Source organism: Bifidobacterium sp. W8114, assembly GCF_016101165.1.
In the GTDB taxonomy this organism is placed as follows: domain Bacteria; phylum Actinomycetota; class Actinomycetes; order Actinomycetales; family Bifidobacteriaceae; genus Bombiscardovia; species Bombiscardovia asteroides.
Genome location: NZ_JACFRA010000008.1, coordinates 1 through 13,938 on the forward strand (window position 1 = coordinate 1; position 13,938 = coordinate 13,938).

The 13,938-nt window shown below is 59.5% G+C and carries 12 protein-coding genes and 1 tRNA gene; 4 read left to right on the forward strand and 9 right to left on the reverse strand.

What is annotated here, in order from left to right; translation table 11 throughout:
- Positions 1 to 861: 861 nt before the first annotated feature.
- From H3T89_RS08300 to H3T89_RS08340, 9 genes are all read right to left on the reverse strand, one after another.
- A complete protein-coding gene (locus H3T89_RS08300; protein ID WP_198216807.1) occupies positions 862 to 2,139 on the reverse strand; it encodes a hypothetical protein in 1,278 nt (425 codons plus the stop codon).
- Between the two features lie 188 nt (positions 2,140 to 2,327).
- Positions 2,328 to 2,421 (reverse strand) — tRNA-Phe (locus tag H3T89_RS08305).
- 175 nt (positions 2,422 to 2,596) lie between these two features.
- The gene (locus H3T89_RS08310) at positions 2,597 to 2,767 is read right to left on the reverse strand and encodes a hypothetical protein (protein ID WP_198216808.1); all 171 of its coding nucleotides are present in this window, start codon (positions 2,765 to 2,767) and stop codon (positions 2,597 to 2,599) included.
- Positions 2,768 to 2,909: 142 nt separating this feature from the next.
- On the reverse strand, positions 2,910 to 3,242 hold the full coding sequence (locus H3T89_RS08315) for a hypothetical protein (RefSeq protein WP_198216809.1): 333 nt from the start codon (positions 3,240 to 3,242) through the stop codon (positions 2,910 to 2,912).
- 83 nt (positions 3,243 to 3,325) lie between these two features.
- Positions 3,326 to 3,604: a hypothetical protein gene (locus tag H3T89_RS08320; protein ID WP_198216810.1), complete on the reverse strand. Its 279-nt coding sequence runs from the start codon at positions 3,602 to 3,604 to the stop codon at positions 3,326 to 3,328.
- 582 nt (positions 3,605 to 4,186) lie between these two features.
- Positions 4,187 to 4,402 carry a hypothetical protein gene (locus tag H3T89_RS08325; RefSeq protein WP_198216811.1) on the reverse strand — a complete coding sequence of 72 codons (216 nt, stop codon included), beginning with the start codon at positions 4,400 to 4,402 and terminating at the stop codon, positions 4,187 to 4,189.
- A gap of 85 nt (positions 4,403 to 4,487) precedes the next feature.
- Positions 4,488 to 5,096 carry a ParA family protein gene (locus tag H3T89_RS08330; RefSeq protein ID WP_198216812.1) on the reverse strand — a complete coding sequence of 203 codons (609 nt, stop codon included), beginning with the start codon at positions 5,094 to 5,096 and terminating at the stop codon, positions 4,488 to 4,490.
- 633 nt (positions 5,097 to 5,729) lie between these two features.
- The gene (locus H3T89_RS08335; RefSeq protein ID WP_198216813.1) at positions 5,730 to 6,653 is read right to left on the reverse strand and encodes a replication protein RepA; all 924 of its coding nucleotides are present in this window, start codon (positions 6,651 to 6,653) and stop codon (positions 5,730 to 5,732) included.
- A 271-nt stretch (positions 6,654 to 6,924) separates the two neighbouring features.
- Positions 6,925 to 7,413, reverse strand: a complete 489-nt coding sequence (locus H3T89_RS08340) for a hypothetical protein (protein ID WP_198216814.1) — start codon at positions 7,411 to 7,413, stop codon at positions 6,925 to 6,927.
- A gap of 138 nt (positions 7,414 to 7,551) precedes the next feature.
- On the opposite strand from H3T89_RS08340, the gene H3T89_RS08345 reads away from it, so the two are divergent.
- The 4 genes from H3T89_RS08345 to H3T89_RS08360 all read left to right on the forward strand — a co-directional run bounded on the left by H3T89_RS08345 (position 7,552) and on the right by H3T89_RS08360 (position 13,785).
- Complete coding sequence (locus H3T89_RS08345; protein ID WP_198216815.1) at positions 7,552 to 7,695, forward strand: hypothetical protein; 144 nt, start codon at positions 7,552 to 7,554, stop codon at positions 7,693 to 7,695.
- Positions 7,696 to 8,070: 375 nt separating this feature from the next.
- Complete coding sequence (locus tag H3T89_RS08350) at positions 8,071 to 9,126, forward strand: hypothetical protein (RefSeq protein ID WP_198216816.1); 1,056 nt, start codon at positions 8,071 to 8,073, stop codon at positions 9,124 to 9,126.
- Between the two features lie 121 nt (positions 9,127 to 9,247).
- Positions 9,248 to 13,558, forward strand: a complete 4,311-nt coding sequence (locus tag H3T89_RS08355; protein ID WP_198216817.1) for an LPXTG cell wall anchor domain-containing protein — start codon at positions 9,248 to 9,250, stop codon at positions 13,556 to 13,558.
- On the forward strand, positions 13,558 to 13,785 hold the full coding sequence (locus H3T89_RS08360; protein ID WP_198216818.1) for a hypothetical protein: 228 nt from the start codon (positions 13,558 to 13,560) through the stop codon (positions 13,783 to 13,785). The genes H3T89_RS08355 and H3T89_RS08360 overlap by 1 nt, the downstream gene beginning before the upstream one ends.
- Positions 13,786 to 13,938: the final 153 nt, after the last annotated feature.

Consider the following 13,938-nt stretch of genomic DNA (forward strand, 5'->3'; position numbering starts at 1 on the left):
TTTTAGACGAGTTTTGAAACACTCAATTCAACAAAAAGAATCAAATTCTCCAGGAATCACCATTTGTTCCAAAAACGGTCGTTTTATAGACTCCCGTGATTAGGAAAAGGCCGCGCCCTTTTTCTGGTCGCGGCCCATTTCTTGTGCTTTAAGACAATGACATCCGGAAGCAGGTCAATCTCATCATCGGGAATCTGCTAATCTTTTGCCCTTTTCCGCCCGCGTCTGGATGAAGTCCGCCAGGACGGAGCGAATCAGCGCCGAAGAAGAACCGCAGCGAATACTTCCGCATGCTCGTCCAGCGGGACGCCGAAACCCACCACACCGAACTCGTCGGCGCATGACAAGGGACTGCACCCGAACCGGCCGGATCACGGCGACCACGCATTATCGTTCCAGGATATCCGGCACTCCCCCCGCTTGATCATCCGCTGTCGAGGGAAACCCCAGCCGGCCATGTGCGCCATGATGGCCCAGCGGGTCCGCCCGATGCGGCCACCATTAAGCGGCCGTTTATTGAACCCGCATTTCTGCGTCACTTTTAATTTGCTTTTCTATGTCACTTTGATCTGACGAATTTAAGTGACTTTTCCGCACCGCTCTGACGTGACGAATTTAAGTGACTTTTCCGCACCGCTCTGACGTGACGAATTTAAGTGACTTTTCCGCGTCACTGTGCCGTGACGATTCTTTTTGTTTTTTCGGCGCCGTTTCGTGATAGTATGTGAATACACCAAAAATTGATCTGGCGTTTTTCGGAAGGTGCCCTTCAACCACCTGGTTACCCGAAAAACGGTGAAGGCCCCCGGTATCAAGCCGGGGGCCTTCTGCATGCCTTGGGGTTTAGGAGGTTTCGGACTCTTAGTCGTGGCAGACATATCTCATTGTTACCTGCCCATTGAAGCAGGCGGGCACCTTCTGGCCGTCGGTGGTTTTGTAACCGATGACCCGTCCGCCTTGGCAGTCGACTTCATATAGATTCTTGATAGCGAACCAGGCCTTTCTCTTTTTATACTGCTTCTCGTATGCCGGAGGATCGTATCCTTTCGGTGGCTGTACGCCGTTCCCATAGCCATAGGCGACAATTTCACCTACGGCCGCTTTCTTGCCTCCAGCATCAACCAGGAGGATTTCCCTGAGTTGGGGCTTGTTCTCGGCTAGCGGTGGTTTCCCGACGGTCATAAAGGTGCGTCCTCCATGACTCTGCGAGTTCTTCAGTTGGGCTTCAATGACCTCTTCCCCGCTGTAGGAACCACTGGAGGTCAGCTTGTAGGCCACGATTTCCTTACTAGAGGGGAGTGGATCGTTTTGCTGGTAGGACTGCAGCAGCTCCGGGTAATATTTGAGTTTGGCCACCGTCCGATAAGTGCGGCCGGTTTGGTCCATGACCCAGTCGCTAATGTGGGGGTTGATGTCCGACAGGACCGCGAGCATCTTATCCAGGTACTGGTCCGTTTGAATAGTTAGTACGTTCTCGCCATGGGAGACCCTGTTGCGCAGGCGACGAATCCTATCGATATCAAGCAGGAGTTTCACCCGTTGTTGATCATTGACCTTGTTATGGGTCATCCCCGGAAAGGCCTTATACAAAGCCTCTTTCCAGAGCTGTCGTGCCGCCGCCGCCCTCCTGAGGACTTTTCGGTCTTCGCTTTTGAAATCCGTAGGTCCGAGTAACCGTTGCCAACTTCCAAACGTCAATTGCGCGAATGCATCATCCCTGCTCGGGTATTGGCCATGCTTTTCGTGATTAGGATTCCTTTTCCATATCTTGTATGCCTGGCGGCATGAGGACCACATCTTCTGTATTTGGTATGCGCCCATTAGTTTCCGAATAAGAGGTGGAACCCCCCTCACAGGGGCAGGCGTACTACCTCTGAACCATTTGGGCGGCGGCGTTTCCCCAAGCCAGTCGTCGTATCCGTTATCATCAGCCCAAACTAACAGCTCCTTGTCCATTGCATTGCGCACACTCATCTCGACGAAGGAGATCTGCGTGACCGCCACCCCGGAGAATAAGGTATTCCAACGGTATAAGTCAGCTGCTTCCACTCCCGGGTGTTTCCGGGCCTCTTTCTCATAGGGCTTCAAGCGGTTCTCTGATATCGCCTGATCCATAATCGAGTGGGTTGCAGTCTGCATAAGGCCATGATAGTATATACGAGCAGTAAGTTCTTCGCCTCCACGTCGCAAGATGTGGGGGCGTCGTATTTTTAGGGATCATGGGGTTATACGCGCCAAAGCACACACATTAAGGCGGACCTGCCACAGCTATACCCATCACATATGCAAGATCCCGGCTTATCCTGCCGGGGTCTTAAGAAGAAGGGCGGAGGGGACGGGATTCGAACCCGCGGATCATTTCACCAAAAATTGATCTGGCGTTTTTCGGGCGCCTGCATTCGACCACTCTGCCACCCCTCCGTTGAGGATCCATACTGCCTAGCGGTCTTCTTTTTGGCTGGTTTCTACTATATCACGGCTCTACCACCATATGTAGTGCCTGACGTTTCAGATCCGGGAAACCGGAAGGACGGGTGGCATCCTCTGCAAGGAGGCCCATCCATCCACACATGAGGAAGAACCCTGGACATGGGGTTCAACGCCCGGCCTGGGGGCCCTCCTTGTCCATGCGCTCCTTGCACATGTCGCCCAGAAGCGTGGACATCGAGGTCTCGTGATCGAAGCCGTACAGCCTGAGCTTCCTGTAGAGGCTGACGGGCAGGTAGACGGTGACCGGCTTCTTGCGTTCCTTCCGGTAGCCGGCCACGAGTGTGCCTTCGTGCCGTCCTATCGGATGTTTAATGGTCGTTTTATAGACTTCCGTAATCAGGAAAAGGCCGCGGCCCTTTTACTGGGTTGCGGCCTGTTCCTTATGCTTTAAGACAATGACATCCGGATGCTGATCAATCTCAGCAACGGGAAGGTTGAACCTCTTTACCTTTTCCTGCCCGCTTCTGGATGAAGTCCGCCAGGACGGAGCGAACCAGCGCCGAAGAGGTATGCAGGTTCTCCTCCCGGGCGATGCGGGTCAGGGCGGCCTTCATGGTCGGCGTGACCTTCACGCGCAGTTCCACGTTGGCGGGTCGGTGCTCCTCTTCGCGGGGCCGGCCGGCGAAGATGCCCATCAAATCCTTATCCGTCAGGGCCGGGGCACCGGGGTCCCTGTACACCGCAGTCCCCGGCGCGGGCTTCAGCTCGCCCCGGTCAGCCATTGCATCAAGCTCTTCGCTTGTATAGCTCACCTGCGTTTTCCTTTCTTATTTATCGGGAGACCGCCATCCCAGGCCAAACGGTCCGAGATGGCGGGTCCTTCAGCTAACCGCCATCATTTGCGTTGCAGCAAATGCCTCCACCTGTCGGTGACGGGCATGGCGTGGAATGCATGCAGAAAGCCGTCCGCACGCTTGGCCACGATCACCTCGATGGCGTTATGGGGCGAGCCTCCTTCATGCCTGGGGCCTACGAACGCGATTGTCGGCTCTCCGGGATTGCCCAGAGTTTGTTGAAAGCCGAAGGGGTGATGGACGGCGTATCTGATCTCCTCATCCTTCAGGCCATGCTTGTGTGCAGATTCGTCGATCTTTACCAATGCGCCACTGCTCATTGTCTCTCCTCATCGGTTCGTATTGCGGGTTCATGATGACTCCTCTGTCGACTGTTTTTAGGTTTCCCGAGAGATTATTATAATTACTCCGTCTAAATACTCCGCTATTTTACTCCACAGCAGAATATTCTCTCCTGCTCTTTTTCCTCCGGATTGCTAAAGCCCGGACTCTCGGTTGCCCCGATGGCGCATATTATGCAGGCGATGGAGGCTGCTAGGCAGTGGGCCGTAGCGAACATTTCTCTTGCTACGAGACCCAGGGGTGCGCTGGTCTTGTCCCCGAACGTGGCAGTCCCGATGCCGGGCATGATCGTCGCAGCCAGGAGGAAGAGGAATAAAGGCGCTGGTTGCCGTGCTGTTTGGGAAAGCCGGTGAATTCCGCCTTGTGTTGCGTTCTCCTGGTCAGCGAAATTCCTGTAAGTCTCTGCGCCAATGCGCATTTTCCTGTTCTTCTGTCGGTTTTTGCCGTATCCCTTATCACTTGTCTGCTTATATGGATGCCATGCGGTACCCTGCCACCATATAACTATATGACTATTTAACTGCATAATTATTGCTGAATGTAATTATGTAACTATGTTCTTATTTAGTGTTTTTCTCCAGGCTTTCCCTGACGAGGCGCGAGACTATTTTGCTCATGCTCTCCCCTGTCTCGATGGACTGCAGTTTCAGCGCCTTGTGTATGCTCTTCGGGATCAGCAGGGTCGTGGTGACGGTTGGTTCCCTCTTCTCCTTCTTGCCCTGGTAATTGGTGTCTCCGATTCTCTGCTGCTTTCCGCCTGTAGCCAGCTTGACCATTGCGTCTCCTGAACTGAATATAGATATGGTTATTGATGTGCATGGACATGCACCTATGCACTTATGTATTTATGTTGTTAAGTGGTTATGCTGCTTCCACGGCCTGGATCAGCTCGCCTGTGAACTCGATGAACCCGCTGTCAGAAGGTACTTGATTGCTCCCTGCTCCTGCTCGGTGCGTGGACTCGCGTTCTGGGATGATGGTGTCGAACCGGGGGAAACCCATCGCGTCGATCTCACTGATGGTCTCCTGTGTGGTTTTCTGTCTGATGTTCGCGCAGTTGATGAGCACGGCGCGCGCCTTGGCGAAGCTCTTGAACGTCTCCCTGGTTCTTTTGCTGTCCAGGTGTCCAGGCCGGGTTACTATCACGATCACGTCTGAGACGTTTTCGACGGCGTCGCCCAGGGTGTTCTGCATCACCGGGGGAGTGTCGATCAGGATGTAGTCGTATCCCGTTGTGACTTCCTCCTCTCCAAGTTCCTCGATTTCCCCTATGGCGGCCGTCTCCACCCGGAAAGGCAGGGGGGTGCCCTTGCCGCGTGCCTTCTTCTGCCATTCCCAGCTGCCTCCGCTGGGGTCGGCGTCCTTCACCAGGACATTGAACCCTCTTTTGGCCAGGGAGAGGCCGGTGAGAATGGTTGCGGTCGTCTTTCCCACGCCGCCCTTGGTGTTTACGAAAGCAATGCGTTTCATACCACGCTCCAATCGGAAATAGAATAATTACATAATTAATTATATACAGCATTATGCAGTTATGCAACTATGTAGTAGGTATGTGTCTCCGGCGTCCCTTGTATGGTCGTTTCAAATACGTAGCGCACCGAGAGGAATATGCCGCCCGGATGCTCGCTTCCCCCTTCTACATGGATCCTCCGGCATCCCCGTTGATGATCTTCGTTGTGTATGAGCAAAGGGGGTGGTGCGCTGTAGACGGTGCAGTGGCCGTGCCTTCTGGATTGTGGATAACTCCGATGCTGCATTTGCGATATAGGAGTTATCTAGAGTCTATAGCAACTATAGCTACTAGGTGTTTTGCTCAGCCCTACTGCCGCAAGGGTTTTCAGGTTTTGTGGTGTAGGTCAATTACGTTGCTGGTGTAGGTCAATTACGTTGCTGGTGTAGGTCAATTACGTTGCTGGTGTAGGTCAATTACGTTGGGCTGGTGTAGGTCAATTACGTTGCCGGAGGACTTTTGTATTGGTGAATGTGGATAACTTCGATGCATTTAGGGGGGTCCGCATCCTCCAGGCGCCTTTGGCTGGAGAATGGCGGCGGCTGCCTGCCGTGGCTGTAGGCGGTGGGCCTTGGTTCCTGGCCCTGGTCGGATCAGTTGCCGGTCTTGCGGGGTTTGGGTTTGACGCTGAGACTGGATCTTTGCAGGATGATGCCTTCGCCTCTGATTACCTTGTAGTGCAGGCCTCCGGGCCATGGCTGGGAGATTTTCTTGAGGCTGTTCTTGAAGTATCTGGTGAATTCCTTGCGGCTTCCGTAGGCGCCGCCGAACTGCCTGCTGAGGCTGTCCCAGGTGATGATGCCCGTCTGCATGGCGTTTGAGTGGTTGAGCGCGTACAGGCGCCTGGACAGCCACATGTAGATGTCGATGATCTGGCCGTGGCTTGTCGGGTTCATCTGGACCAGGACTTCGAGCATATCGTCGTCCAGGGGGATGCCGTGCCGCATCTGCTCCCAGGTTTCGTCGGTCAGCTGGAGGTAGCCGTTGATGTGCGACTCGTCGCCGGGTTTCCTGCTCCAGGAGATGTAGCTTTCCTTGGAGATGGTCAGCGAGTCCGTGCGGCGTGCGAACTGGCCGCTGGTGCTCAGGTCCTCGGTGATTTTGATCTGCATGGCGCTGACGGCATCGAGCTGGCGTCTGAACGCCTTGTAGTCGGTCCCGGTGGGACTGCGCATGATGTGCAGTTGCTTCATGAGGTCGCCCAGGTTGTCGGGCAGGTAGATGGTCCTGGTCGGGTTGTCCGGATCGCGTTTGACCTGGGTGGTGATGTAGATGAGCAGCAGGCGGGCGTATTTGCCGTATGGCCACAGTGTGAGCAGTTTCCCGTCCAATGCGTATTGCAGCGGGGTGACCTGGTAGGTGAGTGTGCCGTTGACCCGTATCCAGGGCTCGGCCGTCTTCGGCTCACGGTAGGGGAGCGAGAACCGGCAGAAGTCGGGCATGATGTACACCCTGCTCTGGGCGTTGAGCTGCCGCCATTGTTCGCCGGTCGGATGGCCAGTCGCGTCGATTTCCATTACGATGTATACTTTCTCCTGGTATCTGCTTTTGCAACGAGCCACATCCATTTGTCGCCGGTTGCAAAAGCCTGTGCCGCTGTGTTGTAAAGCTTCGGCGTTCTGGTTTTGGGTACTTTTGCGCCGTTTAGCTTTTCAAGTCTGGGCCCCCGTCCGAAGATTGTCGGACGGGGGTAATCCTTACCTGCTTGCAAGTATACGCCAGGCCAAAATCGTCGTGTCCCGACTCTGTGGCGCGCACGGTTCTTAGGGGGGAGGGCGGTTCTGGCGATCATACTGCTTTGTCCGCTGCGTCGCGGTGGTCTCTTCTTGCTGGCGGCTCGTCTCCTGCTCGTTCAGGTGAGCCCCGGTTCTCTTTCTGTTCGTCCGTTCCGTCGTGGGGCGGGGGTATCTCTTCCTGGTGGCTCGTATCCTGCCGGTAGGCGTTCAGGGCCTGCTGCATGTGTTCGCTGAGGCGCCTGCCGCCGACAGCCTCCTTCAGCAGGTGGGCATGCGCCGGCTTCAGGTCGTAGCCGCATTTGGTGAAGATGTTCATGCACTGCTCGGTCGGATCCTTGCCGAAGTGCTCACAGACCATGGCGAATTCCGCTATGGTCAGAGGAACGCCGGTCAGGTTCATGACGCTGTACATTTTTGCGGCAGAAAAGCCCAAGAGTTCCGCCAGGTCAGTGATCGAGGTGACGGAACCCGCTTCATGGAGCCAGGTCTTGATCAGAATGACCGACTCCTTATCGGCTTGACGCCATCTGCTAGATTTCATCAGTAGCCAGTTTACGGCACTGGCAAGCCTTTTTCGGACAATGGAGATCACGTCTCGGGCCCTTCTACAACAAGCTGGAGCAATTCTCTGTTTATCTTCTGAAATATCAGAATTACAGCATAATATGATGGGAAATTTGTGAAAAATAAGAAATTTGGTGTACTCTGTCCCGAGGAAGTAGCAGCGGCTGCGATCGAAGCCTGGATTGCAGCCGGCAATGACGTGGGAATCCACGGAGCCTTGTGGATGAAAAACAAGCCGGCACGTTTCGCGCCGGCATGAGGAGAGGGGGCGCAGCGCGGGCGGCGGCCGTTGTCGTTTGCGGCCGAGAGTGTCCTGCCGAAGAAAACCGTGCTCTTGAAGCGTCAGCAGTTTGGGCGGCCGGCGCGGCACGTTGGCCAAGGGCGTGCGCCGACTCCTCGTTCCGGGGGAGGACGGCAGAAAAAAAGAAGACCCCCGGCTTAGCCGGGGGGTACATATCCAGCCCCTGCGTGAGCCGGAGACTTATCAGCCAAGATTTATCTCCGGTTTACACCGACAGGGTTCTGAGGTAAGGATGACTGGACTATGTACAGGAGAACACCTTAGCACTGCGCGGGCGGCGGCGCCGGAAGAAGGCAGCCGCAGTCCTGACGGATAAGAAGAGGGGATTTAGTCATGGCGGACCATGATGACGAGGGCATGGCCCTGCAGAGCGTGTCCGATCCCGTCGAGGACGGGGATCCGGCGCCGCCGGCGATCGTGCCGGAGAACGGGGGAGACCCGTCGGGCAGGCCGCGCCCGAAGCGGCTGGTGCCGGTGATTGTCGCCGTGGCGGCGGTGGTGGTCGTTGTGGCCGGTCTTGTGGGCTGGCATGTGGTGGAATCCCGCCGGCATGATTCGGCGTTGGACTCCTGCAACCGGGCGGTGAAGGCCCTGCGGGGGAAGACCGGCTCGGCCAGGATGGCCGGCTACCGTGAAGCGGCCGGCGTGAATGCGGGCCAGGTCAAGGATGCGGGCACCGTGCTGGCCATGGCGCGCAGTGTGAAGAACGCCGAGGGGCTCAAGCAGCCGGCGATCCGGTGCAAGGCCTCCATGTCCACCGGTGATCTGGACGCCTTGGCCGGCCAGGCCAGGAAGCTTGACGGCAGATTCGCGGCCGTGGACAGGGCTGCCAGGGGGGTTGTTGCGTCCCGGGATGCGAAGGTCCTGGAGGACGCCAGGACGGCGTTGGACGGGAAGAAAGGCGAGGCGGCGAAGCTGCTGGCTGATTCCGATGGGAAGGTGGCCGATAAGGCGACCCGTGACGGCCTGCAGCAGGCCATCGACCAGGCCGGCCAGGTCAAGTCCGACAAGGCGAAGGCCTACCAGGATGCGGCGAACGCCTTGCAGGCGGCCATCGACCAGGTGAACGCCTCCGTGCAGGCCAAGAGCCAGGCCGACCAGCAGGCAGCCGAACAAGCGGCGCAGGCCCAGGCCGCACAGCAGCAGGCCCAGCAGCAGGCGCAACGGACGGCACCCTCCTATGGCAGCGGCCGAAGCGGCTACACGCCCGCCTACCGGCCGTCCGCCAACAGTGGCGGCGGTGGAGGGGGATCCGCGCCAGCGCCCGTTCCTGCGGCTCCGCAAGGCGGCAACAGCAGTGGAGGCTTCGATTGGAACCAGTGGATGCAGAATCACAAGCCGATTGGAAATCATGGCTGCAATCCAGATGGATCTTGTGGCATCGGCTGACTGATTAGAGAATTGAAGAATTTGCCAGCGGGACCGGTTGCTTGGAAGGTCTCCCATCCCACTGGCGTTACTCGTGGGCGGCTATGAGGCCGTCCCCTTCATAGTACTGGAAGGGAAATAAATGAAGACACCAGGAAAGATCGGACGGTGGGCCGGCAGGGCTGTGGCCGTGGTCGGCGCCGCCGCCATGCTGCTGATCGGCGTCCAGCCAGCGTTCGCCGGCGGCGGCGCCGGCAGCTCAAACGGCAATGGCAACATCGCCATGGATATACAGACGGTATGGTCCTACAAGGACAATAACGACGGCGCTTTCGGCTCCTCTGCTGATTTCAACAGCATCAACCGCGCTTTCTCGGCGATGGGGGCGACCATGCTGCCGGCCGGTGTGGCACATGCGCAGGAGGCCCTGAATGAGGCCAACGGCAACTGTGTGGCCCGGTTCAACGAGGCGCACCCCGACCAGTATGGCCAGGCCCAATGCCGCCTGGTGGGCGTAGGCATCAAGGCCGGCCCGGGCAAGGTATTCAGTGGTGAGGAGCACAGTCCGCGCCAAGACTGGATACAAAAATGGGCTGAAGGCCCAGGAACGGGCACATACAGCAACCATGGGGCCCAATACAATACAGCTGATACTTTCGCGGATCAGCCTAATACAACGGTTGATTCGTTTGTTGATCAGTATGCCCACGATGCGACGTCCATAATCGCGATTGCTTTGAATCAGTATGAGCCGAAGCCTGCGAATTATCGTCTTCAGGTGTCCACGGACCAGCAGTCGCCGGCGGCCATGGTGGTCGGTGGGGTCGATGAGGTGCAGGATGTAATCCATACGGATGCATCGGGCTCCCCGATCCGGGAGGCCGTGAATGCGACGGTGGTCATGCATTACGATGGCCAGCCCGACGGGTATGTGGGCGCGAAGCAGGCGGTGAAGAACGTCACCGTGCCCAACCAGGGTGATACGCGGGTCGGGTTCACCCCGGCCGATTTCGGCCTGGCGCATTGGCAGGAGGGCTCGTATTGGTTCGATGTGCAGGTGCCGCAGCAGGGTCGCATGGACGGGGCGGTGGATACCCCGGACCGTGATCCGCGTGAGTCGTTCATCGTCTCTTCGGTCCCTCCGCCCGCCCCTGTGAAGAAGATTCAGAAGGGCACTTCGGCCGATCAGATGGTCAACCGAACGACGATCACGACGAGCACGGGCCGTGGCGGCTATGAGCTGCATTTCCGTGAGCATATCGATCCGCACGGTGTCCCGTATTCGGTGGAGAACATCAAGCTGCGGGATCTGACCGACGGCCGCGACGTGGCCGGGGAGTTCTCGGTGGTCTGGGATAAGGCCACGGGCCTGTTGACGGCCGACCGGAACCCCGACCGGGGAGAGATGCCGTTGGAGCACCAGTATGAGCTTTCGTTTGACGTGCGGGTGTCGAAGCCCGATTTCAGCAAGATCAAAGATCATGCGACGGTGGGTTGGAACAAGCGGCCGGCCGTGGACACGGGAGCCAAGGAGTTCCCGACGTGGCGCCCCCAGCCTGACAAGTCCTGGATCAAGAAGGACCCGTCGACGGGCAAGTGGGCGGCGGCCATCGACCCGTCCCGCACGAACACGACCGGCGCCGATAACGCGCAGTTCCTCGATGGCGACAAGGTGGCGTCGGTGGTGAACGCCACGGTGGCGGCCGACCTGATCGAGGCGCCCGCCCGGTTCAAGATCGGGGACGACTGGTCGCGCGCGGCCTACATCTTCAAGGCTGACGATGTGTCGAAGATCCGCGTCTACCAGGCCAAGGCCGGCACTGACCGCGCCTCCTCGGTCAGCGACATCGCCAACCGGGGCCGGGACGTCACCGACCAGTTCGACATCACCATGGATGGCACACATGCCGTGGCCAAGGCCAAGCCGGCATACCTGCGCGGCCTGAAGGGCATGGCGGACCCCCTGCAGGTGACGATGCTCGTTCCCGGGTCGATCAGCTTCGCCCGTGGCAAGGGCGCGGCCCAGGTGCGCAAGGACTTCGGCAAACAGCCCGGCGACGAGCTGACCTTCTGCAAGGCGCCCGGTGCCACCGGCGCGGACCTGACCAACAGCGCCTACGAGCAGGTCAACACCCACAAGATAGACACCAACGAGCCGAAGATCTGCGGCTATGTGCCGCCGGTGCGCAAGGACGTCATTTCGGAGGCCGGCCAGGGCGGCGACCAGGACAGCGTGGACGGCAAGGTCGTCTACCCCGGCCAGAAGGTCGAATACCAGCTGCTCACCCAGCCCAAACTCCCCGCCGACCTGGCCTACGGGGTGTCCCGTGTGATCTTCACGGACACCTACGACCAGTGGCTGAACGTGGACAAGCAGACCCTTGAGATGATGGACCTGAACGCGGGCCGGGTGATCCCCAAGAGCAGGTACAGCACGAAGTGGGACGACGGGCACCATCTGGTGCAGGTCGCCATCACCGACCAGGCGTTGATCGGCCAGTGGCGCGCAGGCCGGAACCCGCGCATCCAGCTGCGGTTCGAGGGCACCGTCGGCGGGAAGGCCCCTGCAGGGCACAGGGTCAACAACCAGTGGATGCTGACCCTGAACAACAGCCTGACCCCGTCCAACGAGGTGTTCAACACCCCGCCGGACTTCAACCCGCTGAAGAAGGACGTCAGCTCCAAGGACCAGAGCGTCAGCATCGACGGGAAGACCCTCCTGCTGGGCGACGCCGGCTACTACCGGGTCACCCTGGACGCCCGGCAGACCAGCCAGGCGTACGCCGTGTGGCGGCTGGGCCTGGTGGACGACTTCGACGACGAGTACCTGTCCATCGATCCCTCCGGTGTCGAGGTGCAGGGTTCGGATGGCAAGGACTACACCAAGGCGTTCAACATCCAGGTCAAGGAAGGCGTGGTCTACGCCTTCGCCAGGACCGTGGACACCAGGGTGCCGGCGACCGGGGAGACCCTCAAGGGCGACCCGCAGCCGTCCGACCTGGCCGCCTACGCCGCCGCCAAGGGCCACAACCCGCTGCGCGAGCCGGCCATCGACCAGGGTCTGCTGGGGCGCGCCTATGACCTGGTGCTGCCCTACAAGGTCATCAAGGTCAAGGACGGATACACGGTCAGGAACAAGGCCACGCAGATCGTCAACGACCTGCGCAAGCAGACCGACCAGGTGTCCAACCCGCTCAAGCCGATCAACCCGTCCAAGGATGTGGTGGTCAAGGTCAACGGGGAGAGCGTGAACGGCAAGAGCATCTACAAGGACCGGCTCTTCCTCTACCAGCTGGACAGCAGCATCCTGCCGGCGGGCCGCGCCTATCCGCAGGCCGACCGGTGGCTGATCGAGGACCAGCTGGACCCGAAGGTGGACCAGTACTCGGGGCAGTGGGCCGTGTACGCCACCCGCGACCTGTACAAGGACGGGAAGGTGCTGGCCGGCAAGGGCGAGCGGATCGCCGGCTCCGGGTTCGAGTCCCCGAAGCTGGGCAGGCTGTTCGACCTTGAGCAGGACCAGTCGGGCAGGGTGACCATCGCGGCCACGCCCGACTATCTGGCGCTGGTGTCCGCGTCCGGCGACCGTGAGGCCGGCTGGCGCGCCTACATCCAGTGCAAGCGTCTGGCCGTCACCAAGCATCATGAGAACCGGTTCACCGAGCGCTACAACGGCAAGGCGATGCCCTCGAACGTGGTGTGGACCAGGACCCCGGACATGACCCCCAGGCTGCGGATCGTCAAGTTCGACACGAAGAGCGGCCTGCCCCAGGGTGACCGCAACGACCCCAAGGAGGCCCTGACGGTGGACGGCGACACCGACATCACGGTGCGCATCTACAACGATTCGGGCGTCGATCCCGACACGGGCACGGGCTACGTGTTCCTTGGCCGGGACCTGAAGCTGGAGGACCAGACCGTGGCCGGCGACGGCCAGGTCGCGGACTGGAAGTATCCGGACGGATGGGCCGAGTACCAGCTCAAGCCGGGCAAGTATGTGGATGTGCATGGCACCCTCAAGGGCGTCACCGAGCATCACACCAACCGCGCCAAGGTGACCGGCCGTCCGCTGGCTCCCTGCGTGGTTCCCGGCAACGACAAGCCCTTCGACCCGAAGGATCCCGACGCCAAGCCCGGCCAGGGGAAGCCGAAGGATGCGGTCATGGTCGACGGGGTGGCCCTGTGCGGGGACACCACCGTGGAGTCCAATACGGACGACTGGAACGGCGTGATGAAGCCTCCGGCCCTGCCCGCCACCGGCTCCCAGATCGCCCTGGTCGTCCTGGCCGCCGGTCTGCTGCTCATGGGCGGCTATGTGGCCGTCCAGGGCGGAGGCTGGATGCGCCGCCGGAGTGCGGAGAACCACGAGGCCGCCCTCGCGTTCAGCGAGCGGGTCATGGCCCAGGCCGGAGTGCCGGAGCCTGACGGTCGGCAGGACGAGCAGCCCCGCTGATGGTATACGAGCCGCGCCCCTTCAGGGGGTGCGGCCCCTTCCTTGCAAATGCTTCCCTGCCGGGCTTCTTTGGCGGCCAGCTGCCTCTTTTGGTTGCCTCTGTTTTCTCGGCCTGGCTGGGTGGTCGTCCCTTGTCGGGGATGATTCTGATGCGGTGGCTGACGGGCTGCCTTCCCGCCGCCGTCTGCATCCTCAATCCTCCGGTCCTGCAACGGGACCGGCAATGATTCTTCCCGTCTGCGTTCGGGCTGATGCGGATGGGATGGTGCGCGGAGGAGCCGACTGGTCCCCTCTTCTCGGTACCTCCGCCGTTACGCCGTCACGGATCCTCGTGGCGGAAAAACCGGGGCGGATTTTCCCTTCCCGCCTCGGTACATACT